Genomic DNA, 25,419 nt, shown 5'->3' with positions numbered 1-25,419 from the left:
TTTCAACAAATTCATTACTGAAACGATCAGGCTTAGCAGTAATTCAGCAGCAGCTAAAAATAGTAATCCAGGCTCAGCTCCAGATAGTCGTCCTGGTGCAGGTTGTACAACACATCAGTGACGTCATCTGTCTGAAACAGCCAGGCATTAACCCGTAATCGCAGGCTGTTCGTCAGCCGCATAGAGGCTTCCAGTCTGGCACTACGGCTACTGCTGCGATCTAAATCCTGCAATACCCCAAACAGGATCTCGCTACCCGCTACATCATTCAGGGCCAGTCGCCAGCCAATAAACATATCGTTCTGGCCAATAGCCGTCGCCTGCAGGCCGCGGCTGTCATATTGATACTCGGCCAGCCAGCCTAAATCCCAGCTGCGGTTGAACACACCCACCCTGGTATATTCAAACCCGGCGGTGGCGGCAGCAAATTCCTGCGGGCCACTGCGCCGGTAAATGCTTTCCAGCTTCCACAGCCAGTCACCGGCAACAAACTGGCTATCTATACCAAATTGCTGCATCTGAAAGTAATAAGGCTGCAGCCGCTGGCTGGCAGGTTGCAAAATTAACAGCGGTTCGCGGCTGTTACCGGCAAAATAGCTTAAACCCAAATCAAGCGAGCTGAAGCGTTGCGACCAGCGCACGGCAACATCAAGGTTGTTGCGCTCGTCACTCGATTCATAAACGGCAATATCATGTTCGACCGGCCAGGGGGTGGTCAGCCGGCCTGCCGGATCGGCAAATAACCGCTCACGAAAATAGGGTAATAAATACAGCTCCAGGGTACCGGCGCTGTTCCAGCCTTTAAAACTGAGCATTGGCTGGCCCAGCCGGGTTTCCATATCGACACCACCGACCATATCCACCTGATTTATTACATCAACCAGCCGCTGTGACTCAACGACGCCCCAGAACACGATGTCGTTGCCGGCTTTAACTTCCCAGTTGCGGCTGGCATAACGCCAGTATGCCTGACGCAAATCCACCAAATTGCTGGCGCTGTCACGCTGGTGCCAGCGTAAAAACGGCGTTAGCTGAAAGCTATGGATACCATCGTCGTCCTGCCACGACCAGTCAGACAACAAACTAAGCAAGGTATGGGCACGGGCCTGACCGGCCATGCCGGTTTCAGCAAAATAACGCTGCTGCGCGGTCACCTGATGTTGCTGGCGCAAACTGAAACCGCCTGCTGGCCGGGCAATAACCGGTGGGCTGGCGGTTGCAGCAGCAGTCGCAGCTGTTGTACTGGTCACAACAGGCTCAGTTACTATTGGCGTGGGTTCTTTTTCCGGATCAGCAGGCTTAACTGGCTTTGGCGCTGGCACGTCAGCGATAACCGTTGCAGCTGCAGGCGTGATTGCTGTCTGACGGTCTGTGGTTGATGCTGGCGTAGCAGCAGATGCCAGCTGACCTCTGATAGCCTGGTAATACCAGAGCCGGGCTTGTGCAGCGTCGGTATCCAGCATCTTGCTGCGACCGGGAACCTGCAGCACAGTGCCGGCACGCAATTTGTTAATATCACCGGCAACGAAGGCTTCCGGGTTGGCCTGCCACAGCGCATAAACGACCTGCGGCATGCTGACCGCCTCGTCGGGCCTGGCCTGCACGGCAAGGCGCCACAGGGTATCAGTGTTGGTTACCGGGCCAAGTTCTGCTGCCTGCACCGCTCTGCTTAGTGGCAGTACGCTCAGCAACAAGCTTGCCAGCAAAGCAAGCGTCAGAACGCGCCTGAGCAGCTGATTGCTCAACGCAGACGCTCCAGCACGTTAACATCAAAATCTGCGGCGGTACGTCCCAGATCAAACTGCAACTCCTCTACCACCAGATCAGTGCTTTTGCCGGTCTGATGGTTGTGCATCTTCAGTAACATCGGCCGCCAGTATTTATCCTGAAACAGCTGATAGTCACTGGCCACCAGTGTTTTAAGCAGGCTTTGTTTTTTATCGTAAAATTCAATTTTCTGAACCCGGTAATGTTCTTTGTCGACCCAGGCAATTGTTTTACTGTAGCCGGAGAAGGGATCAGCCGGGATCCGCTCAATCACATAGCTCATTACCCCGTTTACTTCTTCTTCGCGTAAATAGCGAAAATGGTATTTTTCCAGCTCAAACGATGCCATATCCTCGTACGCAAATTCGCTGGCCATAAATGGCCCCGATTTATTGCGGCTGGCAATGCGCCGGGTCCGGTTTATCGCTGGCAAATACAGCCACTGATCGTCTTCTGCCGTCGGGTGAGAATGGCTTAAAAAGGCTGAACCCCGCACATCCCGCGGTTCATCAAAAATAATCAGCGACTTATCACCGTCGTCCGGTACTTCCAGCGCCAGGGTACGCATCCGCCGGATACTTTCATTGCCGCTGGCATCGCGCAGGATCATCAGCACTTTACTTTCGCTGTCGCCCCAGCCACTGTCGCGCTGTTTCTGCTCGGTAGCTATCTGCAGCCCTTTTTCCTGGCTGGCAACAGTATCGGCGTTGTCAGTAGCCGCATGCGCCGGCAACCCCAGCAGCAGGCTGGCAGCCAGCAACAGCACGCCCGGGCGGCTTATTTTATGCTGTAGCATCTGTTTTATACTCCTTTGCATCAAATTTCAGCAGGCAGGCCGGTAAGTAAAGAAAATCGATAATTAATGCTACCAGAATTACCAGCGCCGTTAACATGCCCATATCAGAATTCAGCCGAAAGCCCGAGAGCATTAATACCGCAAAACCGCAGACTAATACTACTGTGGTGATCCACAGCGCCCGTCCGACTGTGCTAAAAGCATAGCGTATTGCCTGCTCGGTTGCCTGCCCTTCCACTCTGGCCGCCCGGTACTTACTGAGAAAATGCACGGTATCATCGACAATGATCCCCAGGCTCATGCCGGCTACCACCGACAACGCCAGATTAATTTCACCACTGATAAGCCCCCATAAACCAAAGGCGACCAGAGCCGGCGTAATATTGGGAATAAGGCTCAGCAGCCCCAGGCGCCATGATCGTAAACTAAATACCAGTAACAGCGAAATCAGCAACAGCGCCACCGGCAGGGTTTGCAGCATTGACGCCATATTGCGCTCGCCAATATGGGCAAACATCAGCGCTGTACTGGCCGCGCTGGCAGAATATCCGCTGGCATGCTCGCTAAGGTACGCCAGCGCCCGGCTTTCAAAAACAGTAAGCTGTTTACTGCCCAGATTCTGTAAACTGACCGCAACCCGGGTGGCACTTTTATCCAGATTCAGCTGGTTATTTAAATCCAGCCCAAACGGCAGTGACATTTCATACATCAGCAGGTACTGCGCAGCCTGTTGCTGGGTTTCCGGCAGCCGGTAATAGGCCGGGTCGTCCTGATGCATATTCATATTCAGCCGCCTGATAGTGTCAGTAATGCTGTTAACATGCTGCACTTCCGGCTGGCTTTGCAGCCAGGCAGTAAAATCGGCCACTGCGGCTATAAAATCCGGATGATTAACCGCGCTGGCTTCATCGCCGGCAATGACAAAATCAACGGTGGTAGCACCGGTCAGGTTCTGCTCCAGAAAATCATTGGCCTGGCGAAACTCAGTATCGGCGGCAAAATATTTTACCGCTTCATCATTAATGGTATTCAGACTAATCAGCGCACTGCAACCAATAATCAGCACACTCATGCCCCAGAACAGCGGCCGTTGCCAGCGGATCACGGCATTTGCCAGCCAGAGCATGGTTTTATCAGCGCTGCCCACAGCATTATCGGCGCGCTGACCGGCACTGATTGGTAAAGATAGCAATAAAGCGGGCAGTAATACCAGGCTGAATAAGCATGCCAGCATGACGCCAACGGCGGTCATATTACCCAAATCCCGTAGTATCGGCACATCAGAAAAATTCAGGGTTAAAAAACCAATAGCGGTGGTGGCGCTGGTAATAAATACCGGCATGATATTGCGCTTTAAGCTGTACTGGATTGCCTGAAACCGGCTGTCGCCGCGGCGCAGCGCGAACTGCATCGAGGCAATCAAATGCACTGAATCAGCCACCGCTAATGTCATTAAAATGGTTGGCACATTAACAGTGGCAGTACTTAAAAACAGGCCTGCCCAGCCGGCCAGCCCCAGTGTACTGACAACAGTCACTACAATAATGACCAGGGTCGCCAGCGACGCCAGAACGGATCGCAGCAACCAGGCCAGCATAATTAAAATAGCGGCAAACATTATCGGGATCAGGGTTTTAACGTCGTTTTCTGCTTCATAGGCAAAAGCATGATTCATTGCCACTACGCCGCTGACATAAAAACGGGTATCGGGGTGCGCTGCTTTAAACGTCTGCAGCATGTCTGAGACAGCCCGCCACACCTCCTTAACTTCCTGTTGCAGGTTTTCTTCCGGTAACTGCAGGGTAATGTTAATCGCCGTCACCGCGCCATCGGCAGAGACCAGTCGCTGCCGCAGCACCGGCTCGTTCAGCGCGACTTCAGCAATTTTTGTCAGTTCAGGGCCGGTTAGTGCAAGTTCTGCAGCCACCAAATCCGCAACCCATAAATCATCGTCTATCGCTTCGGTATGCTGATAGTTACTTAGTGAATCTACCCGGATCGAATAGGGCGTTTGCCAGGCTGCTTCGGTTAATTGCCTGACCAGATCGAGCGTTTCAGCACTGAATACCTGTTTGCTGGCCGGGGCAATGGCAATCAGAATATTGTCGCTTTTATTAAACTGTTGCTGCATCTGCTCAAAGGCCAGCAGTTGCGGATTATCTTCAGTAAAAAATATCCGGTAATCGCCGCGAAAATACAGCTTGCCAATACCCATTGCACTGCCCGCAATCAGCAGCAGACATAATACGGTGACAAGTCGCGGATAAGCCAGAATATGCTGCAGCCAGCGCTGAATCATCTGTTGTTACCTTAGGTTGAAATGAACGGTATACCGGTTTGTCTCTCAGCTTAGCAGGCAATTGACAAAGGCGGGAATAACCACCTGTATTCATATTGCTTTTTCTGGAATAAGCCATAAAACTTGCAATAAATTAACATCATGCTAAATATAATGCAGTGTTTACGTAAATTATTGGAGACAGGATGTCACTGGCTGTTGTTTACAGCCGGGCCCGCCACGGCCTGGATGCCCCGCTGGTTACCGTTGAAGTGCATATCAGCAATGGTTTGCCGGCTTTCCAACTGGTGGGCCTGCCTGAAACCTCGGTAAAAGAGTCACGCGACCGGGTACGCAGTGCGATGGTTAACAGTGGCTTTGCCTTTCCCGATCGCAAAATCACCGTTAACCTGGCACCGGCCGACTTACCCAAGGAAGGCGGAAGGTTCGATTTACCAATAGCGCTCGGTATTATTGTCGCCAGCGGTCAGCTGAATGAGCACAGCACCGGTAATTATGAATTTTACGGCGAGCTGGCATTATCCGGCGAAATACGGCCTATTCTTGGTGAGATCCCGGTGGCGGTGGCCTGTCGCGATGCCGGCCGGGCAGCGCTGATGCCAATGCTTAATGCTCAGCAGGCGCAGCAGGTACCCAAGGCGCAGGTGCATGGCGCTGAGCATTTGTTGCAGGTTCATAGTTTTTTGCTGGCGCAGCAGGCATTACCGGCTATTCCGCCATTACCCGAGCGGCCGGTGCAGCAGCTGGCCGATTTGGCTGATGTCCGCGGCCAGGGCCATGCCAAGCGGGTGCTGGAAATTGCCGCCGCCGGTGAACACAATATGCTGATGCTGGGCCCGGCCGGTACCGGCAAATCGATGCTGGCGCAGCGGCTGCCGGGCATTTTACCCCCATTAACTGAGCAGGAGGCACTGGCCACAGCGGCCATTTATTCGATTGCCGGCCTGCAACGCAATCTGACCGACTGGCAACAGCGGCCCTTTCGCAGCCCGCACCATACCAGCTCAGCCGTCGCGCTGGTCGGCGGTGGTTCAGTGCCACGGCCCGGTGAAATTTCGCTGGCCCATCATGGCATCCTGTTTTTAGATGAGTTGCCTGAATTTCCGCGCAAGGTGCTGGACGTACTGCGCGAGCCGCTGGAAACCGGCATAGTCCATATTTCCCGGGCCGCCCGCCAGGCCGAGTTCCCGGCGCAGTTTCAGCTGGTGGCGGCGCTTAATCCCAGCCCGACCGGCCACCACGAAGATGGCCGCGCAACGCCAGAGCAGGTTATGCGTTATTTAAACCGCTTATCGGGGCCTTTTATTGACCGGATAGAGTTGCAGATAGAAGTGCCATTGCTGCCCAAAGGCATGCTGAGCCAGCAACATAGTCAGGAGGAAAACAGCGCCAGCGTCAGACAACGGGTGGTGGCAGCGCGCGATATGCAGCTGGCGCGCCAGGGCAAAGCTAATGCCCGGCTAAGTGGCAGTGAAATTGCCGACTTCTGCCCGCTAAAGCAGGATGATGCCCGTTTTCTGGAAGACACCATTTACCGTTTTAAGCTGTCGGCCCGCACCTACCATAAAATCATCAAAGTAGCGCGTACCATTGCCGACCTGCAGCAGCAACCCAACATCAGCCGCGCTCATTTAATGGAAGCACTTAGCTACCGCGCGTTGGAGCGGCTGCTAAGCTACTTAAAAAACTAATCTATCTGAGCAGGAATCGTTGTACTCTAAGGCAACCGTTGCAGGCCTGGAGGGCCGACAAGATTCGCCGGGAGCGAATTTGAACAGCCCTGCTGGTCCGAAGGATAAGCTTCATGGACGAAGCTTATAATCGAGCCCCCAAGGATGGGTTCACGGCGTGTTGACGTGAGTACATCGGTTCCAGCGATTCAGAAAAACTAAGCGTTATACCAGTTTCCAGTTTAGCGTTTCACCGGCATAAAACGGGACTATCGGATTACCATTTGGCAGAGTGATCTCGGCCGGTACCTGCCACGATTGTTTCTGCAGGGTTACCGTGCCGGTGTTTCGGGGCAGGCCGTAAAAGTCGGCGCCGTAATGGCTGGCAAAGCCTTCCAGTTTATCCAGACAACCCAGCTCGTCGAACACCTGAGCATATAGCTCTATGGCGCTATGTGCGCTGTAACAACCGGCACAGCCGCAGGCGGATTCTTTGCGGTGCTTTTCGTGCGGCGCAGAATCCGTACCGAGGAAAAACTTGGCCGAGCCACTGGCTACCGCTGCCCGCAGCGCTTCCTGATGGGTGCGACGCTTTAACACCGGCAAACAATAGTTATGGGGCCGTACGCCGCCTACCAGTAAGTCATTGCGGTTCAGCAGTAAATGCTGCGGCGTAATGGTAGCGGCCACATTGCTGCCCGCTTCGCTGACAAAACTGGCGGCATCCGCTGTCGTAATGTGTTCAAACACCACTTTTAATTGTGGCAGGCGGGCGACAATATGCTGCAGGTAGCGGTCAATAAATACTTTTTCCCGATCGAAAATATCGATATCGTGATCAGTCACCTCACCGTGCACCAGCAGCAGCATGCCCTGCTCTGCTATCGCTTCAAATACCGGATACAATGAATCGAGCGCACTGACTGCCGCAGCAGAGTTGGTGGTGGCGCCGGCCGGATACAGTTTTACTGCCACTACCCCGGCCGCTTTGGCATCAATAATTTGCTGGCGGCTGGTTTTGTCGGTTAAAAACAACGTCAATAGTGGCTGAAAATCACTGCCGGCAGGGCGGGCTGCCAGGATCCGTTCGCGGTACGCCACGGCCATTTCGGCTGTCGTTACCGGTGGCACCAAATTTGGCATGACAATGGCGCGGGCAAACTGGCGGGCCGTGGCCGGTACGGTTTCCAGCAGCATATCGCCATCGCGAAAATGCAAATGCCAGTCATCGGGGGTTTGAATAGTTAATTGGCTCATCAGCAGCTCCGGGCGGGGTCAGAAAAGATGAGCACTATAATAGCAAGGAATCCGCAGCGGTGAAATCAAGCTGCGCCGGAAATAGCTAACCGGCTGCGGTTTTATTTTGCACTGGCGGTTTTAACCGGCCCCGGCCGTTTGCTACACTGACAATAACAATGGTGATCATTACTCGGGTTGCCAATAACAGGAGCTATCAGAATGTCTGACGTGGATTTTGATCTCGATTTTGATTTAAACAACCTTGATTTTGATGGTGCCGAAGCAGCACTTGCCAAACAGCAGGCAGAAGCCGAAGCAAAAGCGGCCGAGCCCCAATTTGGTGACGACGATGACGAATGTAGCGGTGGCGCCTGTAAAATATAGTGTTTACTGGTGATAAGGGCTTATACTGTCAGAAAATTGCTTCTGGATAACAGCATGAAAAAAACCCGCATTATCACCACCGATGACATTCTGCTGACGTTGTGTCAGGCCGTAAATGGCGTGCTGGCCGCTGCCGGCAACCCGGCTATCAGCCATTCGCCGATGGTTCAGAAAATTCAGAAAACCTGCCTGCGACCCGATCTTGGCTGCTTCGTGCTGTTCGACGGTGGCTTTTCCGGGTTGGTGATTATCAATTTCACCGCCCCGGCAGCCCTGGAAATTTACCGGAAATATATGATGAGCATGGGCATGCCGGAAAACGAGCTGGCCCAGTTTCATACCTCTGATGAAGTGGGCAACGTGATGGGCGAGCTGATGAATCAGATCGTCGGTGATTTTACCAATAAAGTACGCCAGGATTTACACACCTCAATTAACCAGAGCCAGCCGAAAATGATGGCGATTAATAAGCAGGTACAAATTCTGATTAATACTCAGCTTGACCAGCCGCAGGCCCGCCGGGTTACCTTCAGTACGCCGGAACATAATATTTTTTATATGGAGCTGGCGATGGATAAAACCGAGTTTATCCAGCTGCAGGAATTTGAACGGACTGAACAGGAAAACCCGGACGACATTCTGGCTAATGCCCAGCAATACCGTCAGGAAAACACCGTCGATATCGAGCCGGAAGTAGACGATGACTTTCTGAAAAACCTCGGTTTCTGAGTTCGCCTAAGTTGCCGACGCAAGCTGCTGCAGCCTGACTTACACTGATTCTGCTGTAGCGGCAGCTGAGTGGGCAAAATGGCGCCATAGCTGGCTTAACAAAATGGCGAGTACACCACCAAGCATCAGCACAGAAAACGGCAAAGCATCGCCGGTATAAAACCACGCCAGCAACGGCCCTGCCAGGGCGCCACTGCCAAAGCGTAAAGTACCAATGACTGCAGTGGCCGTGCCGCTGTTGTCCGGAAACTGCATAATAATCATTGCGTCAGCATTAGTGGCCATTAACCCCAGGCTGGCCATTAACGGTGCTATGGTAAACACCGTATACCAGAGCCCCAGTCCGAAATAATTAAAACCACACAACAGGCTGGCACAGCCCAGCGCCACCACCAGGCCACAGCGGAGCATCCGTTGCGGCCCAAAGCGCACCACCAGCCTGCTGTTCAGCAAATTTGCACTCATTAATGCCAGCACGTTAAAACCAAATAACAGCGCAAACATCTGCTCACTGACCCCGAAATAGCCAATATAGACAAAAGATACTGCGGTCAGAAAACAAAAAAAGGCGAACGAGGCAAACATTGAGCTGGCAATATCCGGCCAGGCTGCTTTATGCCGGAACACCTTAACGTAGCCACTGAAAAAAGCCGGTCGTTGCTGCACACCAAAGCTGCTGATCTCGGGCAAAAAACGCCAGCAAAAACCGACAACCACGATGCCATACATCGCCAGAAACAGAAAAATGGCCTGCCAGCTGGCCAGCCAGATCACGCCACTGCCCATGGCCGGTGCCAGCAAGGGCGCCAGCATCATAATCATCGACACATAAGACATGCCTTTAGCAGTGTGCTGCTGATAAAGGTGACGAATGATCCCGGGCACCACCACCGAGGCAGCTGCGCCTGCCAACGCCTGCACTGCCCGCCAGCCCAGAAACCATTCAATGCTGTTAACCAGGCTTAAGGCAACACTGGCCAGAATAAAGCCGCTTAAGCCAAATACTGCCAGTGGCCGCCGACCCAGCATGTCGGCTAACGGCCCGAACAACAGCATGCCGCAACCATAAGCGGCCAGAAAAATACTCAGCGATTGCTGCACCAGACTAATGCTGGTGTCCAGTTCAGCAGCCATCATTGGCATGGCGGGCAGATACATATCAATTGCCAGTGGGGTAGTGGCAACCACGGCGGCCAGTAACATCAGCAACCAGACAGAAGGCTCAGAACGCATTACAGATACTCTTATTGGCGGCAGATAGGCTGCCGCTTGCCCTATATACTAACAGGCTTTAACGGTGGATTGTGGCAGATACAGGGGTTAACTTACCGGTAGCAGCAGCTGTAAGCTGGCACCACCGAGTGAACTGTCACTGATAAGCAGCTTGCCCTGATGCCACTGCACAATTCGCTGCACAATCGCCAGGCCAAGACCAAAGCCGCCTTCTTCCCGGTTGCGACTTTGCTCCAGTCGTTGAAACGGTTTAAGCACTTCAGCCCGGCGATCAGCAGGAATGCCAGGGCCATCATCATTCACACTGATCCGCCAGTAACCTTGCTGGGCTTTGACATCGATCACAATGCGCTGTCTGGCGTAACGCTTGGCATTAACCAGTAAATTCTGAATGGCCCGCTCCAGATAATGGGCATCACAATAAAACATCGCTGCTGCCGGTAACTGCAACTCGATCGCGGCCCCCGGCAATGGCGCCAGCTTTTCGGCAACATTGTTAATTAATTCTGTTAAATCAACCTGTTGCATTTTAAGGTTTAGCTGATGACTTTGTAATTTGGCATAGTCGAGCATTTCATCAACCAGTTGCTGCAATTCCCTTACATCCTGCAGCATCAGCTGTTTATCACTGTCCGGTAATTGTGCGGCCATTTCCAGCGCAAACTTAAGCCGGGCAATCGGGGTTCGTAACTCGTGCGATACCGCATGGGTCATTTCCCGCTGCAGCTCCAGCAGAGAAATAATCTGCTGACTCATTTGCTGAAAACTGTCAGCAATTGGCGCAATAAACGACCGGGCCGGCAGCTGTAATTCAGCCGGCTGGCCTTTGCCAAAACGTTGCAAGCCCTGTTGCAGAAAGCGAATATCCCGCGCCACCGGCCAGAGCCATAGCGCCACCGCTACCGCCAGCAAGCTGAAAAACAAAATACTGAACCAGTCAAAACCTGAACGTTCGTTTAGTAGCAGCGGGCCAACCAGCCATAGCTGCTCGTCACGCAGGCCATAAAAAAACACACTATTGTCCTGAAACAGCGGTAACAGATGGTCTTGCTGCAATAGCTGCCACTCCTCAGGCTGCCAGCTTACACTGTCAAGCGGTACAGCCTGATAAGGCAACCCCAGATGACTGGACCACTGCGCTTCAGGCAGGCGCATAACCAACGCCATTTGCTCGGCCAGGGTATCAACCAGTGCCGGCGGCTGATCACCCTGCGCATATTGCCATAGCTGATCAACTGCCCAACCCAGGCCTACTAATACCAGAAATAGAAACAGATAAAAGTGCAGAAAAAGACGATGCATAATTACCAGGCATCAGCGACAAATAAATAGCCTTTGCCCCAGACGGTTTTAATCCGGAAAGGGACTTCCGCATTATCGCCCAGCTTACGGCGTAAATGTGATACCCGCACATCGACCGTGCGATCAAGCCCATCGTATTCCCGGCCGATAATCTGTTGATGAATCGCTTCGCGTTTCACGGTCTGACCGGCATGACGGGCCAGCATCCATAGCAGGTCAAATTCATAGCTGGTCAGCTCTACCAGGTTATTGTCAAACCAGGCTTCGCGCGAACGTTGTTTCAGCAGCAAACGGCCGAAGGCCAGTTCCTGCTGCTCTGCTTGCGGGCTGGGCTGGGTGCGGCGCAGCAGCGCGTTAATCCGGGCCAGCAGTACCCGTGGTTCTACCGGCTTAATCACATAGTCATCGGCCCCCAGTTCCAGCCCCAGTACCTGGTCAATGTCACTCTGCCGGGCGGTAAGCATTAATACCGGGCCCTTGAACCAGGGCCGGATTTGCCGGCATACGCCAAAACCATCCAACCCGGGTAGCATTAAATCCAGCACAATTAAATCAGGTTGGAATTGCTTGCATTGCTCTGCCACCAAATCGCCCCGGCTTTGCTGCTGCACGCTGAAACCATGCTGTACCAGGAAGCTCTGTACTAACCCCGCCAGCCGCGCGTCATCTTCCACTAACAGAATTTTGGCCATTAAAAAATACTCCATGCGCCGGAGATACGGCGACGTTTCGCCGGTTGCCGGCTTAGCACCTGTAATTCAGTACTCAGTAATACCTGCTGTTGCTGGCGCATGCTCAGCCAACCCTGGCGCCAGTCAACCTGCTGGCGCCATTGGCCGCTGGTTGCCTCCTGCCAGCAGCGCTGAGCCTGCTCAGCCAGATATAAACACACTGTTCTGGGGGTGTCACTGAACCAGATCACCCGCAGCTCTGCTTCACAGCCTTGCTCAAGTTTATCGGCGACACACACTATCGGGCTGACCTGCCAGCATAAAGGTTCCTTGCACTGGTCAGCTGCGCTGTCAGCCAGACTGCCCAATGAGAACACAAATAGCAGGGCGAGCCAGCAACGTAGCAGCCACATCAGAAAAACCGGTAACTGACGCCACCAAACCAGGTTGTGACGTGGTCAGATCGCACCAGAGCGCTATCTGTCATTGCGCTGTCAAATTGTAAATATCTAAGCAGCATTAACACGCTCAGCCGTTCTGTTAATGGTTTGTTCCAGTTTAACCGAAGTTCTGCCTGCCAGCTATCCCGCCCCTGATATTCCTGGCCCGCCGGCACCTCTAATGCCGTTAAGCCATAGTAGGTATCTATCAGCTGGGCACTTTTCCAGTGAAGATGGGCCGATACCTGCCATTTACCGTACGGGCTTTGCCACCCCCGGCGTGCGCCCAGACTGGCATACTGGCCATGGTGTTGCCTGCTGGCGTCAGTCCAGTACGCCAGCTGCCATGAAGTGCCGCGGCTGACCGTATCTAACTGCAGACCAACATCGAAGGCGGTAGGCCGTTTACTTACTTCACTGATAGCAATCTGCATAGGAGCCTGCCGCTCCATGGCAGTGCTGAACTGAGGCATGGTCAATGTGTTGGCTTCGAACTGCAGCAAGTTGCCGCTGAACCACTGCTGGAAATAACCCTTTTCCTGATTAAACTGACCGATAATACTCAGTGACGTGGTATCGCTGAGTGTCAGGCTGCTGCCAAGCCGGCCATTGTCAAAAAACCAGTATTTGCTGTAGTAATAAATTTCAGGCAGCACCACTAAATTAAGTTTTTTGCCACCATGCAGTGGGTTACTGCGTTGGCCATAGCCTACCGCCCAGCTCAAATACAGTTTTTGTTCAGCAATACAGTCATCAGCCTGACAGCTGGGTGTGTTGGCAGTCGCGGCAAAACCGCCAAGCAACAAGCTGACTAATAAAATTATTTTTAACGGCAATTTAGACACAGCAACTTACCTGATTATACTGGCCACTTAGTTTAGCAAGCTGCGGGCTTTGGCCGAAACAGAAATAACATAGTTTCACAAATTAACCGGAATGATTACTCAGGCCGCAGTAGTTGCCATTGGCAACGCCGAAATTGAATCTGCTGCCGAATCCATCTATGATGAGCAAACTATAACTATAATGCGCTGAGCAGATTGCTGCAGTTAACTGCAGGGCTGCACCGCTGTAACAGCAGAGCAAATGATGAAAGACAAAGCGACATCTTTTGATATTGCCTATTTAGCCGGGGTGTCTCAATCCACGGTGTCCAGGGCTCTGCGTAACAGCCCGCAAGTTAATAAAGAAACCCGCGAACGGGTGCACGCCATTGCTAAACAGCTTAACTATAAAGTAGATAAAAATGCCAGTAACCTGCGCAAACAACGCAGCAGTACCCTGGCATTACTATTGTTTGAAGATCCCACCTCAGATGAGTCATTGATTAACCCGTTTTTTTTGTCGATGCTCGGCAGCATTACCCGCGCCTGTGCCAAACGCGGTCAGGATTTGCTGGTGTCTTTCCAGCAGTTAAGCGATGATTGGCACGCTGATTACGAAGACAGCAATAAAGCCGACGGTATTATTTTGCTCGGTTATGGCGATTACGTTGACTACGAGGAAAAGCTGGAAAAACTGTTAGCCCAGCAAACACACTTTGTTTGCTGGGGTGCTGAAGTGCACGACCATCCGGAATCAACCATTCGCAGTAACAACCGTGAGGGCGGCCGGCTGGCCGGCGAGCACCTGCTGGCCAATGGCTATAAAAACTTTGCTTTTGTAGGCAACGCCTCTGCGCACAGCCCGGAATTTTTTGAGCGCTACCAGGGTTTTACTGATGCCCTGCACGCCGCTGGCATTCAGCCGTCTGACATTGCGCAGTGCGATGCCATTTCCACCGAAAATGCCGGTGATCATGCTATCCGCCAGATTATGGCGCTGGGTAAGCCAGTCGATGCAGTATTTTGTGCCAGCGACATTATCGCTATTGGCGTGATGCGGGCATTGCACCAACTGGGTTACCGGATACCGGCAGATATCGCTGTGATGGGCTTTGATGATATTCCGGTGGCCTCATTCGCCACCCCGGCGCTTAGTACCATTCAGCAGGATACCTCGCTGGCTGGTGAGATGCTGGTCGATAATCTGCTGCGGTTAATTAACAACGAAGCGATTGTCAGCACCCATATTCAGCCAAAACTCATTGTCCGCCAGTCCTGTGGTACCCGCTGAGATCGATGTCTGGGCATCCAGCGCTTCTTTTAAGTAAGCTGGGGAAAAAGCGCAAACTGCCGGCAGGCGCAATTAGGCTGATAAATAACTGATTTTAAGCCGCTGCAGTGTAATGCTACAGCGGCAGAACGGTTTACAGGTATTGTTTTAACCAGGCTGCAGTCTCCGCTTCGGCTTCCGCGCGGTTGGGGTTCAGGCCATGATCGGCCCCAGGATACACCACCAGCTTGTGTGGATGGCCTTTTTCAGCCAGTGCGTTGGCCAGGGTTTGCGATTGCGCCACTTCTACCCGCACATCTTTATCGCCGTGCAGCAGCAATATCGGTAACTTGGGTGGTAGCTTATCCAGCCAGTGCAGCACAGAGCGTGCCTGTAATTGCGCGGTTTTTTCTGTAGCGTAGTTAGGAATAAATCTGGTGTAGATATTTTCCATGGCCTGGCGTACCTCCAGGCTGGCTGCTAAATCGGCAACGCCTGCTTTTACAATTAAGGCTTTTAATTGTGGAATATCACGTGCTGCGAGATAACTCATCATGCCGCCACGGCTGCTGCCCAGCATGGCAATGCGTTCGCTGTCGGCATCGGACATACCATTGATTATCGGCAGCAGGTTTTTTATATCGTTAACGTCAGCGCCACCAAATTGATCGAGCTGGATTTGTTCTTTCACTTTAGTTGGAAAGCCTTTGGCTCCGCGATATTGACTGGCAATAACAATATAGCCCAGCTCCGCCAGCGGCATTAGGCTGTGCTGAACTGCGCCGTATACCAAAGTGCCACCCCTTGCGTTACCACCGCGGTTATAGATAACTACGGGTAACTTATTACCATCGGCATTAATCGCTTTTGGCCGAACCATTACCCCCTCAACCAGAATGCCGTCTGACTCATAAACAAATACCCGACAATCCAGCGTCTGCTGCCGGCGTTCAACATCGGCTCTGGGCAAGTGTTGGCTAAACATCTCAGCATTAAATTTCGGGTTTTTACTTAGCATCGCCAGCCAGCTGTCGTAGCTGGCGAAAGGGCCACCGTAGCAGCTGAAATTCTCTTTCAACGAGCTTGCGCTGGAAAACGCCGGTAATAACTGCGGGCCGGTTTTTGCTTTTGCCGGTTCAGCCTGCACGGTAGCAGCCAGTAGTAAACTGCTGAGTAACATAATAAAAGGTTTCATAAACACTCCTTGTTAATTTCACAGGTACATTAAGTTAACAAGGATGGATTGGCAAGTGGTAAAGAAAAACCGCCTCTAACTGAGCCGGCGGTTTCAGGGAAGCCTTACTAGATTCAGGGGGCGCTTTGCAGCACCAGCAGGCCATAAGCGGCCAGGTTGTTGCCGTCGGTGTCAAAGGTCCAGGCCGGGGTTAAACCTTCGCGGTTAATAGCGCTGATATCCTGCACCGAATCGGTTAAGTTCAGCACAAACAGGCTTTTGCTGCTGTTCAGCTCACGACTGATTAGCACCACGCCAATATCCAGCTGGCTAACCTGATAGCTGCCGGCAGTAGCCAGCTCTGGCCGCTGTTTTTTCTGGGCAATTAAAAATTTATACAACTGCCAGACAGAATCTGGCTGCGCTTGCTGCGCTGCGACGCTGCGATTTTCTGCTGCCAGTTGCTCAGCCAGAAAATCCGGCCACCAGTTCGGAAAATCAGCACCAAACAATTCAAGCTGTTCTACCCAGCTATTGTCACTTGCGGTAAAGCCCGCCTGTTTACTGTTATCCCACAACATCGGCGCGCGCTTAAATACGTCATGGCCACTGCGGTCCTGGGTTAAGCCGATTTCTTCACCATAATAAATGTAAGGCGTACCGGGCGAGCTGAATAACATAGCTGCAGCCAGTTTGGCTTTAGCATCGTGCTGTTTTAACTGATATGCCACCCGCTCCTGATCATGGTTGGTTAAAAACGGTGCAAAGAAAGATAACGGCGCGACCGAATCAACCCGTTGTTGCACGTTCTGGCTCAGTACCGCGGCATCCGCTACCTGCTGCTGATTCGACTGCATGGTGCCAAATTGCGCCTCACCTGCCGTATCCTGCTGCAACAAGCCAAGAATTTTATAGCCCACTTCAAAGTCAAAGCCCTGATCCAACCCCTTACCGTCGCCAAAATAACGGGCAGCAACCGGAATATCAACCCAGGCTTCACCGACCAGATAAGCTTGTGGATTAACGCTTTTTACAAACTGATTAAAACGTTGCCAGTAGGCAATGGTTTCAGCGGTATCGGCCTGCGCGTCCGGCCCGCCTTCCATCGCAAAGCGCACTGCGTCTAACCGAAAGCCAGCTACGCCTTTATCCAGCCAGAATCTGGCCATTTTCTCCATTTCAGCCGCCACATCAGGGTGGCGTAAATTAACGTCCGGCTGGCTGGCGCCAAACGCCGCATAATAATATTGCTGGCGGGTGTCATTCCAGTGCCATACCGCATCGGGCTTATCATTGTCGCTCCAGGCATGGCCCCAGCCGCTGCCAGCGGCGGGCATGTCATCGCGCCAGATAAAATAATCTTTATAAGGTGCTTCACCGGCGGCAGAGCGGGTAAACCATTCATGCTCACTGGAAATATGGTTAATCACTAAATCCAGGATCACCTTCATACCTTTGGCCTCAGCGGCCTGAATAAAGGCTTCAAATTCGGCCATACTGCCGTAATCGCTCTCTACCTGATAAAACTCAGTAAAATCGTAACCATGATAGGACGGTGCTTCAAACATTGGCGTTAACCACAGCGCATTTACCCCTAGCTGTTGCAGATAAGGCAGTTTGGCGGTCATGCCGTTAAAATCGCCATGGCCGTCGCCATCAGTATCATAAAAACTGCGGGGCCAGATTTGATAAAATACCGCATCATGCCACCAGGCCTGTTCGACCTGCGCGCTACGGGCTGCTGTACTTGCTGTCTGCGGCGCTGCAGTGCTGCCGGCAGTATCTGACGGTGCTGGCTGACAACCGCCCAGCAGTAAGGCCAGGGCCAGGGAACTTAAGGTAAAGGCTTTCATCGCATCCTCTTTATTGTTTTAACAGGTATTTTAGTTGTGATACTGACTGCTGCACCATAACACAGCAACATACCGCTGCTATGCTTGCTAAAGCGGCTTAATGCTTGGTAATAGCGCCAAAACAGTGCAACAACAAGATGAATACGTATGCACCCTTTTGCGCAAATAAGCTGCTTTCGTGTAGTTTAAGCTGACTCATATTGCACATAATGATAATAACAACCTCCGGGGACGTGAAATGAAACAACCTAAGCTCTCTTTCTGGCAGATCTGGAACCTCAGTTTCGGCTTTCTTGGGGTGCAAATAGGCTTTGCACTGCAAAACGGTAACGTTAGCCGCATCCTGTCAGATTTGGGTGCGGACCTCTCATCATTGTCATTATTCTGGCTGGCAGCCCCTATTATGGGCCTGCTGGTACAGCCCATTGTCGGTGCTGCTTCTGACCGTACCTGGAATAAAATGGGCCGCCGCTTACCCTTTATGCTCGGCGGTGCTGTTATTGCGGCCGGGGCGATGATGCTACTGCCCAATGCTTCTATGGTGGTTGCTTTTATTCCGCCGATGCTGTTTGGTTTAGTGATTTTCGCCATTAAAGACGCGGCCTTTAACGTCACCTTTCAGCCGTTCCGCTCCCTGGTATCCGATATGGTACCGCCAGAGCAGCGCAACCTGGGCTACTCGGTACAAACCCTATTGATCAATATTGGTGCCGTATTTGGCTCTATTCTGCCGTTTGTGTTAACTAACGTTGTCGGCCTCGATAACGCCTCACGGGCCGGTGAAGTGGCGCCGTCGGTAGTTTGGGCATTTTATATTGGTGCTACTGTGCTGCTGGGTAGTGTGCTATGGACGGTATTTCGCACTAAAGAGTATCCACCAGAACAGTACTATGCATACAAGGGGCTTGATTCTGAAGCTCAGGCACTGGCCGAACAAGTGCGAAAGTCACGCACGCTGGGCGAAAAACTTAGCGACTTCTGGCAAACCATGAAAAGTATGCCACTGATTATGAAGCAACTGGCGGTAGTGCAGTTTTTCTCGTGGTTTGCCCTGTTTATTATGTGGACCTACTTCCCGGCGGCGATCGCCCAGAACGCCTGGGGTGTCGGTACAGAGTGGTACAACGGTGCCTATATTGCCGAAATGGGCGGCATACCCGCCCATATTGCTGCGGCTAAAGGCGCAGCCGGCGACTGGGTCGGTATTTTATATGCAGGCTACTCGTTGTTTGCGGTGTTGTTTTCGCTGGTAATGGCAAAATTAGCTAACCTGTTTGGCCGCAAGTTTGTTTACTCTATGTCGCTGCTGGCCGGTGGCCTCGGTTATTTAAGTTTTGTGCTGTTTACCGACCCGACCATTACCCACGTTAACCTGTTAATTACTCAGGTAGACGTACCCAAAGGCGCGCTGGGCCTGATGATCCCGATGATTGGCGTGGGCATTGCCTGGGCCGCTATTCTGGCTATGCCTTATGCAATTCTGGCCGGTGCCCTGCCGCCTGAGAAAACCGGGGTATATATGGGCATTTTTAACTTCACCATTGCCGCGCCGCAAATTATCTCAGGCTTAATTGCCGGCTGGATTTTAGGCTCGCTGTTTCAGAATGAAGCAGTCTATATCGTTATGCTGGCGGGCGGCGCCATGGTACTGGGGGCGTTATCGGTCTGGCTGGTGAAAGAACAGGACGTTAGCGAGCCTGCCGGACACTAATTGCTTTACATAAATAAGGCACCCAAGGGTGCCTTACTTTTTAATCGCTTGCTGTCGCTGCCGTTCATATTCTTCATAGCTCTGGTCCATACCACGCATGCATGCGTCATATTCGGTGACAGGCAAGCGGCGACACTCTTGTTTTTTATTCAGCTGCAGGTTCTGATATACCGCTTTATTACTGCAACCCGCCCCAGCGAACACTATTGCCGCCAGTGCGACTACCATAAACTTAGTTTTCATAACGCCTCAACTTGTCCTGAATTTGCTGAACTTAGCGATGCTGATCCAGCATAATCTGATTGCCATCAGGGTCCTCCAGCACAATGTGGGCAGGCCCGGTTGTGCTGACATCGGCACTTTGCATTAGGGTAAGGCCCTGTGCCTGCAACTGCTGCTGGATCTCACGGACATCGGTAAAATCAGCCATATTGTGAGCATTCTGATCCCAGCCCGGATTAAAGGTAAGAATGTTTTTATCGAACATGCCCTGAAACAGGCCAATGACAGTGCTACCGTTTTTTAAGATAAGCCAGCCCTGGCTTTGATCGCCACCCATAGCGCTAAAGCCCAGTTTTTCATAAAAGGCTTTTGAGGCGGCAATATCTTTTACCGCCAGACTAACCGAAAATGCACCCAATTCCATAACCATATCCTTAGTGGCTTTCCAGCCAGTTTAGCTGCGGTTACAGGCTTCTGCCAGCCATGGGATCATTTAACTATTTGCCGCTAGGCCAGAATGGCAACGCCAGGTATTTCGCTAACGGTTCTGGCCTCTGCCCGGTCGATAATTCTGATTAATACTGATTGAATTGTCTCATCTTCGCGGACATCCTGCTCACTGACAAAACGCTGTTGCTGCGGCGCAGCGCCCGCCTCTGCGATAAAGCTTATTACCACTTCGGTGGCACAATCAGCTGTGGTGCCGAAATAAGCCAGCGAGATTTCCGGATAACCGTCGAAACCTTTTTTTATTTGCTTTGAAATGCGCTTTTTTGCTTTATCCAGATTCATATTACTGCCTTGCCATATGCTTGTGGTGGTTAGTTATCGCGAAACTATAGCACCAAACCATTATCTGCCAGCGATATGCTTTTCAGCATTTTTACCTTACCCCTGACAAGCAGCGGTGGCCTGCACCTGACAACGGGCCTGCGCTTCCTCCATAGTACTGCCGCCCATACAGAAATCCAGCCGTATCAGCTTTTGCTCGGGCGCATTGGCCTGGCTACTGTTGTTAACCCACTGCCAGTCTCTGATTACTTTGCTGGCAGGGCGGGCAATCACTTTTTCCGGTACCGAGCTAACCAGACTTACCTCGGTAGCCTTACCGTTTTCATCTATGCTAACGTTAAATACGCCACAGCCAATCACTCCTTTTCTGGCTAACTCCAGCGGATATAAAGGCGTTACTTGCTTTTCCCTACTCCAGATTGTGTCAGCCGCTGCCGGTTGCATATAAGTAATATGCACATCAGCGTAATTAGTCGCTTGAGCCTGAACAGCGGCAAGGGCCAGCGCAGCGCCAAAAAGTATCTGTAATTTCATTGGTTTTCCTTGTTGTTGATGCGGAATATTTCCGTTAACACCCAACAACTGTACCAATTATATTTACTAATTCAACTATTAGTTAACCGCAAGGCCCTTCTTTGGTTTATCTGCCTGGCAGCATCAGGCTATAAACTTTTCTTTGGCGGCAGTGCCACATTGGCAAAAATAAGGCCGCCGACCAATGCCATTAAAATCATAAAGGTTTGCTGGCCCACCCGGTCTGATACCACAAAATCCTGGCCTGAAATCAGTGAGTTTAAGCCGATATAGGTTTTACTGCCGGGTACCAGTACGATCAGGCCATGCATGGCGACAATAACCGCCGGTGCTCTGGCTAAGCGGGTAAACAGGTTGCTGTAAATCCCCACAGCAAAAGCTCCCAGAAAAGCGCCCATGGTGTAATCGACTAAAGTGGCACCGGTAATACTGACCCCATAAGCAATAAAGCCGGCCGCCAGCGACCAGAACGTGTACTTACCGCGGCTTTTAAACAAAACAATCAGCGAGCTGACCAGAATACCTACCGCCAGCCAGGCAAAATGGCGGGAAATCGGCTCAGGCTTCACAAAGTCGACGATGCCAAACAGGGTAAAACCAATGGCTATGCCCAGAAATGCGCCGAAATACAGCTTAAACAGCATCATTAACGCATCCATAATGCGGGCATTACCCGACACCAGATGGCGCGCCGCCAGTTCGGCAAAGCCAATGGTCAGTGCCAGGCCGGGAATAAACGAAATAATGGCCGATAACACACTAAGCCGGATATTAATGCCGGGGTCAATATAACGGCTGATGGCACAGGCACCAATGGCTGCAGCAAGCGCCACCAGAGGCTCCAGCATATTGGCAATCCGCGGGGAATGCTGCGCCCACAACACAAACAGATACACTAATAATGACAGTAACGCCGACCACAGCACATCATTCCAGCTGGTGGCCATCAGCATCGCGAAGGCACCACCCGATGCCATCATCGCCACTGCCGTTGCTAACTTATTGTAGGAGCTTGGCCGGTTATCAATGGCATCCAGCAGCGCATCCGCTTCATGAATACTGACCTGCCCCTGCAGTACCTGATCAACCAGCTCATCAGTACGGGACAACGCACCTAAATCCAAATCACCGGGGTTTACCCGGGCGGCATGGGTATATTCCTGATCATGGCCTTCGGTCCAGACCACAAACGTCATCGAGGTAGGTGAAATAATAAATGAGGCTTTCAGGCCTAAATGGGTGGTCAGCTCAATTAAATGGGCTTCCAGCCGGTAAGCTGGGGTACCGTATTTATGCAGCATCTTACCCAGCTTAACAATAAATTTCCGTTTATGATTAAAATCATCTGTATACACAATTGGCTTCCTGCAGAAAGAGACAAATAACCGTTCAGCTGGCTAAGCCTCTCATTGTAATGGAAAGACTTATTTATGCCAGCGCTGCCCATGATTCACCGCCAGAAAGTCGCCAGGGTTATTCAGGGGCGTAGCGACAACAACGCAGTTGAATAAAACAATGGCGGAAAATATGCAACCATATGGTTGCGAATTTCAGTTTACTGTGCTTTAGTTGAATCGTTGGTAAGACGAACTTAACCAGGAGCAACCTATGCAAAATGTTATTCAGCGCGAACTGCTGATTAATGCCACAGCAGAGCGCATTTACAACGCCATTGCCAAACCAGAGCAACTGGTAAAGTGGTTTCCCGACAGCGTAACAGGTGATTACCGGCAAGGTTCGCACGCACAATTTAAGTTTGGTGAAAATCATAAAAGCAATGTCTTTGTTGAAGCAGCCAGTCCTAACCACTATTTTGCCTATCGCTGGGTACCTGGCGGCAACAATTTCACCGACGACGTGCTAACGGTGCCGCACACTCTGGTCGAGTTTCGTATTACAGAACTGGCACCGGGTCGTTGCAAAGTCAGCTTAACTGAAACCGGCTTTGCCAATCTGCCACCAGAAATTGCGGCCAACAGCTTTAGCGAAAACAGCGGTGGCTGGGACTTTATGCTGGGCCGGCTGCAGCAATATTTCATGGCGGAGGCCAAATGAGCCAGGCCGCTGTAGCACAGTTGTTTAAAGCGCTGGGTGATCCGGTGCGATTGCAGATGGTCCAGCGTTTGTCGAACGGAGCGGCGCTCTGCCTGGGAGAGCTATCTAAAGATCTTGGTATTAGTCGTCAAGGCGCCCGTAAGCAAATCCAGACCCTGGTGTCGGCCAGGGTAGTTCAGCTGCACCCGCGCGGGCGTGAAGTTAAGGTGCAACTGGATGCCGCAGCACTGGCTCAGGGGAGGGCTTTTATTGCCAGTCTGGAAGCGCAATGGGAGCAGCGGCTACAGGCATTAAAGCAATTTACTGAGCAGTAACAGATTGATTATTTATACCTTTTTACGTCTCTTTTTAATAAATTGCTATATTGCCTGTAAGGCAGCACAATGCGATAGCCAACTCACCACTAAGCGCAAACATAAAAGGACAGGATTATGACTCTGCATATTGACCTTATTCCAGTGATCTCCATCATTGCCGGTATTCTGATATTAATCCGGCCCAAGATCCTAAACTATGTTGTGGCTATTTATCTGATCGCAGTAGGTGTAATCCAGATTTTTGGCTTACAAATTTGAGTAATGGGGCAACCTAAAATTAAGTCTGTTTAAAAACAGATGTTAGTTTTGTTCTGCCCCTGATCCACGCATCCGCAAGATATAAATGACATTCTGTCTTTATCGTCCGGCTGATTTAATTCCGCTATTGTGGGATCAATGCCTGCTAAGGCCTAAAGTGTGCACCGTAAATCTTTGAATAAAGCTAGGCTTTTGCTGGCCGCGAACTTCGTACTAAAAAATAACAACACACTGCCAGCAAAATGCAGCGTGACAGGGTAGTTGCTGTTACGTAAAGCAGCTGCGGCTGAGACTGCTGCAGATCCTGGAGCCAAAAATACAGATGGTATAACACCAGCGGTGCCAGCAATAGCAGGTAAAAGGTGCTGTCTGGCTTGTTAATTACCAGCTTACTGGCAAAAGCCAATACTAAAAAAGCCGCAGCCAGCGGAATAGCAATAGTGAAAAAATCGGCCAGGGTCAGTGCCAGCAAGCCTGATACCTGTGCCACCGGCTTAAATATTTCCGCCGGAATGGCTACTGCGGCACCAATTCCGATAATCGCTATCGATGCCCAGGCTAAGGCCCCCCCTAAAAGTACGGCAATCAGCCGGTTGGTAACTTGATCCATTTGTTTACTCCTTTTTATCCGGCAACGTTGTCGCAAACGGTTTCACGCAGTTACACGCTCTGAATGCTATTCGATATGTTGTAAATTAAATTACTAAATAAATTACAATAAAACTACGTGTCAATTAACATTTAATGCTTGGCAAGTGTCGAGTGGTGAATTACCCAGTATGCTAGAGCGACAAATACTCCACCTACCAGCACAGCTAAAGACCACAACCAGGCGTTTACAAATATCAGATTACCTTGCTCATTTTGCAGCCTGTTTGCATCGTTAAACACGGCGGCGCTAAATGCGAGGTGCACCAACAACCCGACAATTATTGGCAAAACGTTCCAGAGAACACCGAACGTCATCAGTTGTTCAGAAGTAAAATTATTATAAAAATCCACTTTATGACCTTTTTAAAATAAACATGTAATTGCTGGCTTTCAGCACCTCAATTTAGTGCTGAAGCGCCGCAGCAGGTTGCCAGTGCAGCTAGCAAATTTTGCAGGTGTTAGAATTTTTTTGTTATGTTCCGAACCTAACTACGCCGCCAAATAAACCCGCAAGCAATATTGCCAAACCCAGTTGAACACCTATCGATAACACTGCAATCACAATGCTTTGTAAGTATTTTGCCCCTAAGATCAATGAGATACACAATCCGGTAAACGCAATTGCAATGAGTCCCGCAATAAGCTCATTATCAACCAAATTACTTGCAATAGTTTCGGCAGCAACTGATGCAATTACAACCAGCAGACATCGCATAAACGACGTTCGTTCTGCCCTTAAAATCTTTGCTGCAATCATTACAGGTATTACCGTGAACATTATTACTAATGCTATAAATATCAAAAAGCCCAATCCAATCTCTCCTGATTATATGGCGCATCAAAGCTTAGCGCGTTACCTGCACCTTATTCAGTGTCGGGAAAGCTCATGTTGAACGGCCTGGTTGTTTAATTTTTGGTATAGCTGATGCTAGATGCTAATTGAATTTATTTATTTAGGGAACAATTAATTTACAGATAGAGAAGGCGGCGTAGGTAGGGGCATTGCTGAGCATCTCAGGTAAACCTCAGAATATTACAGGCGTTGACCACAACAAGGTTGGCCGTTACGCATACGTATTCAGCGTAATGACTTGCACGGCAGCCAGCTTTCCGCGGGCTGTAGAATTTACCTGATTGCCTGAAGTTGTTGCACTTATCTGGCGACCGCAGCGGGCTATTCAAATAAACCGGTTTAATAACAGTACGCTACAACGCACTCAGCCTGGCA

27 protein-coding genes are annotated in these 25,419 nt (G+C 51.1%); 8 read left to right on the top strand and 19 right to left on the bottom strand.

Going from position 1 to position 25,419, the window contains the following annotated elements:
- Positions 1-53: 53 nt before the first annotated feature.
- Genes R3187_RS15585 through R3187_RS15575 form a run of 3 tightly spaced genes read right to left on the bottom strand, consistent with a single transcriptional unit; the run spans position 54 to position 4,862 of the window.
- Positions 54-1,745 (bottom strand): FimV/HubP family polar landmark protein, encoded by a 1,692-nt coding sequence (locus tag R3187_RS15585; RefSeq protein ID WP_318967981.1) that lies wholly within the window; start codon positions 1,743-1,745, stop codon positions 54-56.
- Positions 1,742-2,563 (bottom strand): outer membrane lipoprotein-sorting protein, encoded by an 822-nt coding sequence (locus R3187_RS15580; protein WP_318967980.1) that lies wholly within the window; start codon positions 2,561-2,563, stop codon positions 1,742-1,744. Before R3187_RS15580 ends, R3187_RS15585 begins: the two co-directional genes overlap by 4 nt.
- Positions 2,550-4,862, bottom strand: a complete 2,313-nt coding sequence (locus R3187_RS15575; RefSeq protein ID WP_318967979.1) for an efflux RND transporter permease subunit — start codon at positions 4,860-4,862, stop codon at positions 2,550-2,552. The genes R3187_RS15580 and R3187_RS15575 overlap by 14 nt, the downstream gene beginning before the upstream one ends.
- Before the next feature lie 185 nt (positions 4,863-5,047).
- On the opposite strand from R3187_RS15575, the gene R3187_RS15570 reads away from it, so the two are divergent.
- A complete protein-coding gene (locus R3187_RS15570; protein ID WP_318967978.1) occupies positions 5,048-6,553 on the top strand; it encodes a YifB family Mg chelatase-like AAA ATPase in 1,506 nt (501 codons plus the stop codon).
- 204 nt (positions 6,554-6,757) lie between these two features.
- Here the strand turns inward: R3187_RS15570 and pyrC are convergent, their stop codons facing one another.
- On the bottom strand, positions 6,758-7,789 hold the full coding sequence (gene pyrC / locus R3187_RS15565) for a dihydroorotase (protein WP_318967977.1): 1,032 nt from the start codon (positions 7,787-7,789) through the stop codon (positions 6,758-6,760).
- Between the two features lie 201 nt (positions 7,790-7,990).
- On the opposite strand from pyrC, the gene R3187_RS15560 reads away from it, so the two are divergent.
- Positions 7,991-8,155: a hypothetical protein gene (locus R3187_RS15560; RefSeq protein WP_318967976.1), complete on the top strand. Its 165-nt coding sequence runs from the start codon at positions 7,991-7,993 to the stop codon at positions 8,153-8,155.
- A gap of 54 nt (positions 8,156-8,209) precedes the next feature.
- Positions 8,210-8,884, top strand: coding sequence for a DUF3334 family protein (locus R3187_RS15555; protein WP_318967975.1), 675 nt, complete (start codon positions 8,210-8,212; stop codon positions 8,882-8,884).
- Between the two features lie 39 nt (positions 8,885-8,923).
- Here the strand turns inward: R3187_RS15555 and R3187_RS15550 are convergent, their stop codons facing one another.
- The 5 genes from R3187_RS15550 to R3187_RS15530 form a co-directional block, all read right to left on the bottom strand.
- Complete coding sequence (locus tag R3187_RS15550) at positions 8,924-10,117, bottom strand: multidrug effflux MFS transporter (protein WP_318967974.1); 1,194 nt, start codon at positions 10,115-10,117, stop codon at positions 8,924-8,926.
- Positions 10,118-10,204: 87 nt separating this feature from the next.
- Entirely contained in the window at positions 10,205-11,419 is a 1,215-nt protein-coding gene (locus tag R3187_RS15545) for an ATP-binding protein (RefSeq protein ID WP_318967973.1), read from the bottom strand.
- Positions 11,420-11,421: 2 nt separating this feature from the next.
- Positions 11,422-12,111 (bottom strand): winged helix-turn-helix domain-containing protein, encoded by a 690-nt coding sequence (locus tag R3187_RS15540; RefSeq protein ID WP_318967972.1) that lies wholly within the window; start codon positions 12,109-12,111, stop codon positions 11,422-11,424.
- Positions 12,111-12,503: a DUF3019 domain-containing protein gene (locus R3187_RS15535; RefSeq protein WP_318967971.1), complete on the bottom strand. Its 393-nt coding sequence runs from the start codon at positions 12,501-12,503 to the stop codon at positions 12,111-12,113. The genes R3187_RS15540 and R3187_RS15535 overlap by 1 nt, the downstream gene beginning before the upstream one ends.
- On the bottom strand, positions 12,503-13,375 hold the full coding sequence (locus R3187_RS15530; RefSeq protein WP_318967970.1) for a MipA/OmpV family protein: 873 nt from the start codon (positions 13,373-13,375) through the stop codon (positions 12,503-12,505). The genes R3187_RS15535 and R3187_RS15530 overlap by 1 nt, the downstream gene beginning before the upstream one ends.
- Positions 13,376-13,616: 241 nt before the next feature.
- Here R3187_RS15530 and R3187_RS15525 point away from each other — a divergent pair, with 241 nt between their 5' ends.
- On the top strand, positions 13,617-14,645 hold the full coding sequence (locus R3187_RS15525; RefSeq protein WP_318967969.1) for a LacI family DNA-binding transcriptional regulator: 1,029 nt from the start codon (positions 13,617-13,619) through the stop codon (positions 14,643-14,645).
- A gap of 133 nt (positions 14,646-14,778) precedes the next feature.
- On the opposite strand, the gene R3187_RS15520 is transcribed toward R3187_RS15525, so the two are convergent.
- Together R3187_RS15520 and R3187_RS15515 are read right to left on the bottom strand one after the other, a co-directional pair.
- Positions 14,779-15,819 carry an alpha/beta hydrolase family protein gene (locus R3187_RS15520; protein WP_318967968.1) on the bottom strand — a complete coding sequence of 347 codons (1,041 nt, stop codon included), beginning with the start codon at positions 15,817-15,819 and terminating at the stop codon, positions 14,779-14,781.
- A gap of 113 nt (positions 15,820-15,932) precedes the next feature.
- Positions 15,933-17,651, bottom strand: a complete 1,719-nt coding sequence (locus tag R3187_RS15515; protein ID WP_318967967.1) for an alpha-amylase family glycosyl hydrolase — start codon at positions 17,649-17,651, stop codon at positions 15,933-15,935.
- A 238-nt stretch (positions 17,652-17,889) separates the two neighbouring features.
- Here R3187_RS15515 and R3187_RS15510 point away from each other — a divergent pair, with 238 nt between their 5' ends.
- Positions 17,890-19,362, top strand: coding sequence for an MFS transporter (locus R3187_RS15510; RefSeq protein WP_318967966.1), 1,473 nt, complete (start codon positions 17,890-17,892; stop codon positions 19,360-19,362).
- 33 nt (positions 19,363-19,395) lie between these two features.
- On the opposite strand, the gene R3187_RS15505 is transcribed toward R3187_RS15510, so the two are convergent.
- From R3187_RS15505 to R3187_RS15485, 5 genes are all read right to left on the bottom strand, one after another.
- Positions 19,396-19,605: a hypothetical protein gene (locus tag R3187_RS15505; RefSeq protein WP_318967965.1), complete on the bottom strand. Its 210-nt coding sequence runs from the start codon at positions 19,603-19,605 to the stop codon at positions 19,396-19,398.
- Positions 19,606-19,636: 31 nt separating this feature from the next.
- Positions 19,637-20,008 (bottom strand): VOC family protein, encoded by a 372-nt coding sequence (locus R3187_RS15500; protein ID WP_318967964.1) that lies wholly within the window; start codon positions 20,006-20,008, stop codon positions 19,637-19,639.
- Positions 20,009-20,091: 83 nt separating this feature from the next.
- Positions 20,092-20,376: a hypothetical protein gene (locus R3187_RS15495; protein WP_318967963.1), complete on the bottom strand. Its 285-nt coding sequence runs from the start codon at positions 20,374-20,376 to the stop codon at positions 20,092-20,094.
- A gap of 96 nt (positions 20,377-20,472) precedes the next feature.
- Positions 20,473-20,910: an energy transducer TonB gene (locus tag R3187_RS15490; protein ID WP_318967962.1), complete on the bottom strand. Its 438-nt coding sequence runs from the start codon at positions 20,908-20,910 to the stop codon at positions 20,473-20,475.
- 128 nt (positions 20,911-21,038) lie between these two features.
- Positions 21,039-22,265 (bottom strand): threonine/serine ThrE exporter family protein, encoded by a 1,227-nt coding sequence (locus tag R3187_RS15485; RefSeq protein WP_318967961.1) that lies wholly within the window; start codon positions 22,263-22,265, stop codon positions 21,039-21,041.
- A 253-nt stretch (positions 22,266-22,518) separates the two neighbouring features.
- Here R3187_RS15485 and R3187_RS15480 point away from each other — a divergent pair, with 253 nt between their 5' ends.
- The 3 genes from R3187_RS15480 (at position 22,519) to R3187_RS15470 (ending at position 23,540) form a co-directional block, all read left to right on the top strand.
- Positions 22,519-22,965: an SRPBCC domain-containing protein gene (locus R3187_RS15480; RefSeq protein WP_318967960.1), complete on the top strand. Its 447-nt coding sequence runs from the start codon at positions 22,519-22,521 to the stop codon at positions 22,963-22,965.
- Positions 22,962-23,279: an ArsR/SmtB family transcription factor gene (locus R3187_RS15475; protein ID WP_318967959.1), complete on the top strand. Its 318-nt coding sequence runs from the start codon at positions 22,962-22,964 to the stop codon at positions 23,277-23,279. The genes R3187_RS15480 and R3187_RS15475 overlap by 4 nt, the downstream gene beginning before the upstream one ends.
- 117 nt (positions 23,280-23,396) lie before the next feature.
- A complete protein-coding gene (locus R3187_RS15470; protein WP_318967958.1) occupies positions 23,397-23,540 on the top strand; it encodes a DUF3096 domain-containing protein in 144 nt (47 codons plus the stop codon).
- Positions 23,541-23,724: 184 nt separating this feature from the next.
- Here R3187_RS15470 and R3187_RS15465 read toward each other — a convergent pair whose 3' ends face one another.
- The 3 genes from R3187_RS15465 to R3187_RS15455 form a co-directional block, all read right to left on the bottom strand.
- Positions 23,725-24,150 carry a hypothetical protein gene (locus R3187_RS15465; RefSeq protein WP_318967957.1) on the bottom strand — a complete coding sequence of 142 codons (426 nt, stop codon included), beginning with the start codon at positions 24,148-24,150 and terminating at the stop codon, positions 23,725-23,727.
- 131 nt (positions 24,151-24,281) lie between these two features.
- Entirely contained in the window at positions 24,282-24,542 is a 261-nt protein-coding gene (locus tag R3187_RS15460) for a hypothetical protein (RefSeq protein WP_318967956.1), read from the bottom strand.
- Between the two features lie 121 nt (positions 24,543-24,663).
- Positions 24,664-24,948 carry a hypothetical protein gene (locus R3187_RS15455; protein ID WP_318967955.1) on the bottom strand — a complete coding sequence of 95 codons (285 nt, stop codon included), beginning with the start codon at positions 24,946-24,948 and terminating at the stop codon, positions 24,664-24,666.
- Positions 24,949-25,419: the final 471 nt, after the last annotated feature.

It is taken from the genome of Arsukibacterium sp., from assembly GCF_033721375.1.
Lineage (GTDB): Bacteria > Pseudomonadota > Gammaproteobacteria > Enterobacterales > Alteromonadaceae > Alishewanella.
The sequence above is the reverse complement of the archived record's forward strand: the minus strand, read 5'-3'. Positions and strand labels throughout refer to the sequence as shown.

Coding starts and splice junctions, on each gene's coding strand:
- R3187_RS15545 (WP_318967973.1), bottom strand. CDS start 11,419: ATGCATCGTCTTTTTCTGCACTTTTATCTGTTTCTATTTCTGGTATTA.
- R3187_RS15580 (WP_318967980.1), bottom strand. CDS start 2,563: ATGCTACAGCATAAAATAAGCCGCCCGGGCGTGCTGTTGCTGGCTGCC.
- R3187_RS15560 (WP_318967976.1), top strand. CDS start 7,991: ATGTCTGACGTGGATTTTGATCTCGATTTTGATTTAAACAACCTTGAT.
- R3187_RS15470 (WP_318967958.1), top strand. CDS start 23,397: ATGACTCTGCATATTGACCTTATTCCAGTGATCTCCATCATTGCCGGT.
- R3187_RS15555 (WP_318967975.1), top strand. CDS start 8,210: ATGAAAAAAACCCGCATTATCACCACCGATGACATTCTGCTGACGTTG.
- R3187_RS15465 (WP_318967957.1), bottom strand. CDS start 24,150: ATGGATCAAGTTACCAACCGGCTGATTGCCGTACTTTTAGGGGGGGCC.
- R3187_RS15510 (WP_318967966.1), top strand. CDS start 17,890: ATGAAACAACCTAAGCTCTCTTTCTGGCAGATCTGGAACCTCAGTTTC.
- R3187_RS15515 (WP_318967967.1), bottom strand. CDS start 17,651: ATGAAAGCCTTTACCTTAAGTTCCCTGGCCCTGGCCTTACTGCTGGGC.
- R3187_RS15475 (WP_318967959.1), top strand. CDS start 22,962: ATGAGCCAGGCCGCTGTAGCACAGTTGTTTAAAGCGCTGGGTGATCCG.
- R3187_RS15455 (WP_318967955.1), bottom strand. CDS start 24,948: ATGATTGCAGCAAAGATTTTAAGGGCAGAACGAACGTCGTTTATGCGA.
- R3187_RS15505 (WP_318967965.1), bottom strand. CDS start 19,605: ATGAAAACTAAGTTTATGGTAGTCGCACTGGCGGCAATAGTGTTCGCT.
- R3187_RS15480 (WP_318967960.1), top strand. CDS start 22,519: ATGCAAAATGTTATTCAGCGCGAACTGCTGATTAATGCCACAGCAGAG.
- R3187_RS15495 (WP_318967963.1), bottom strand. CDS start 20,376: ATGAATCTGGATAAAGCAAAAAAGCGCATTTCAAAGCAAATAAAAAAA.
- R3187_RS15570 (WP_318967978.1), top strand. CDS start 5,048: ATGTCACTGGCTGTTGTTTACAGCCGGGCCCGCCACGGCCTGGATGCC.
- R3187_RS15520 (WP_318967968.1), bottom strand. CDS start 15,819: ATGAAACCTTTTATTATGTTACTCAGCAGTTTACTACTGGCTGCTACC.
- pyrC (WP_318967977.1), bottom strand. CDS start 7,789: ATGAGCCAATTAACTATTCAAACCCCCGATGACTGGCATTTGCATTTT.
- R3187_RS15540 (WP_318967972.1), bottom strand. CDS start 12,111: ATGGCCAAAATTCTGTTAGTGGAAGATGACGCGCGGCTGGCGGGGTTA.
- R3187_RS15490 (WP_318967962.1), bottom strand. CDS start 20,910: ATGAAATTACAGATACTTTTTGGCGCTGCGCTGGCCCTTGCCGCTGTT.
- R3187_RS15500 (WP_318967964.1), bottom strand. CDS start 20,008: ATGGAATTGGGTGCATTTTCGGTTAGTCTGGCGGTAAAAGATATTGCC.
- R3187_RS15575 (WP_318967979.1), bottom strand. CDS start 4,862: ATGATTCAGCGCTGGCTGCAGCATATTCTGGCTTATCCGCGACTTGTC.
- R3187_RS15535 (WP_318967971.1), bottom strand. CDS start 12,503: ATGTGGCTGCTACGTTGCTGGCTCGCCCTGCTATTTGTGTTCTCATTG.
- R3187_RS15550 (WP_318967974.1), bottom strand. CDS start 10,117: ATGCGTTCTGAGCCTTCTGTCTGGTTGCTGATGTTACTGGCCGCCGTG.
- R3187_RS15525 (WP_318967969.1), top strand. CDS start 13,617: ATGATGAAAGACAAAGCGACATCTTTTGATATTGCCTATTTAGCCGGG.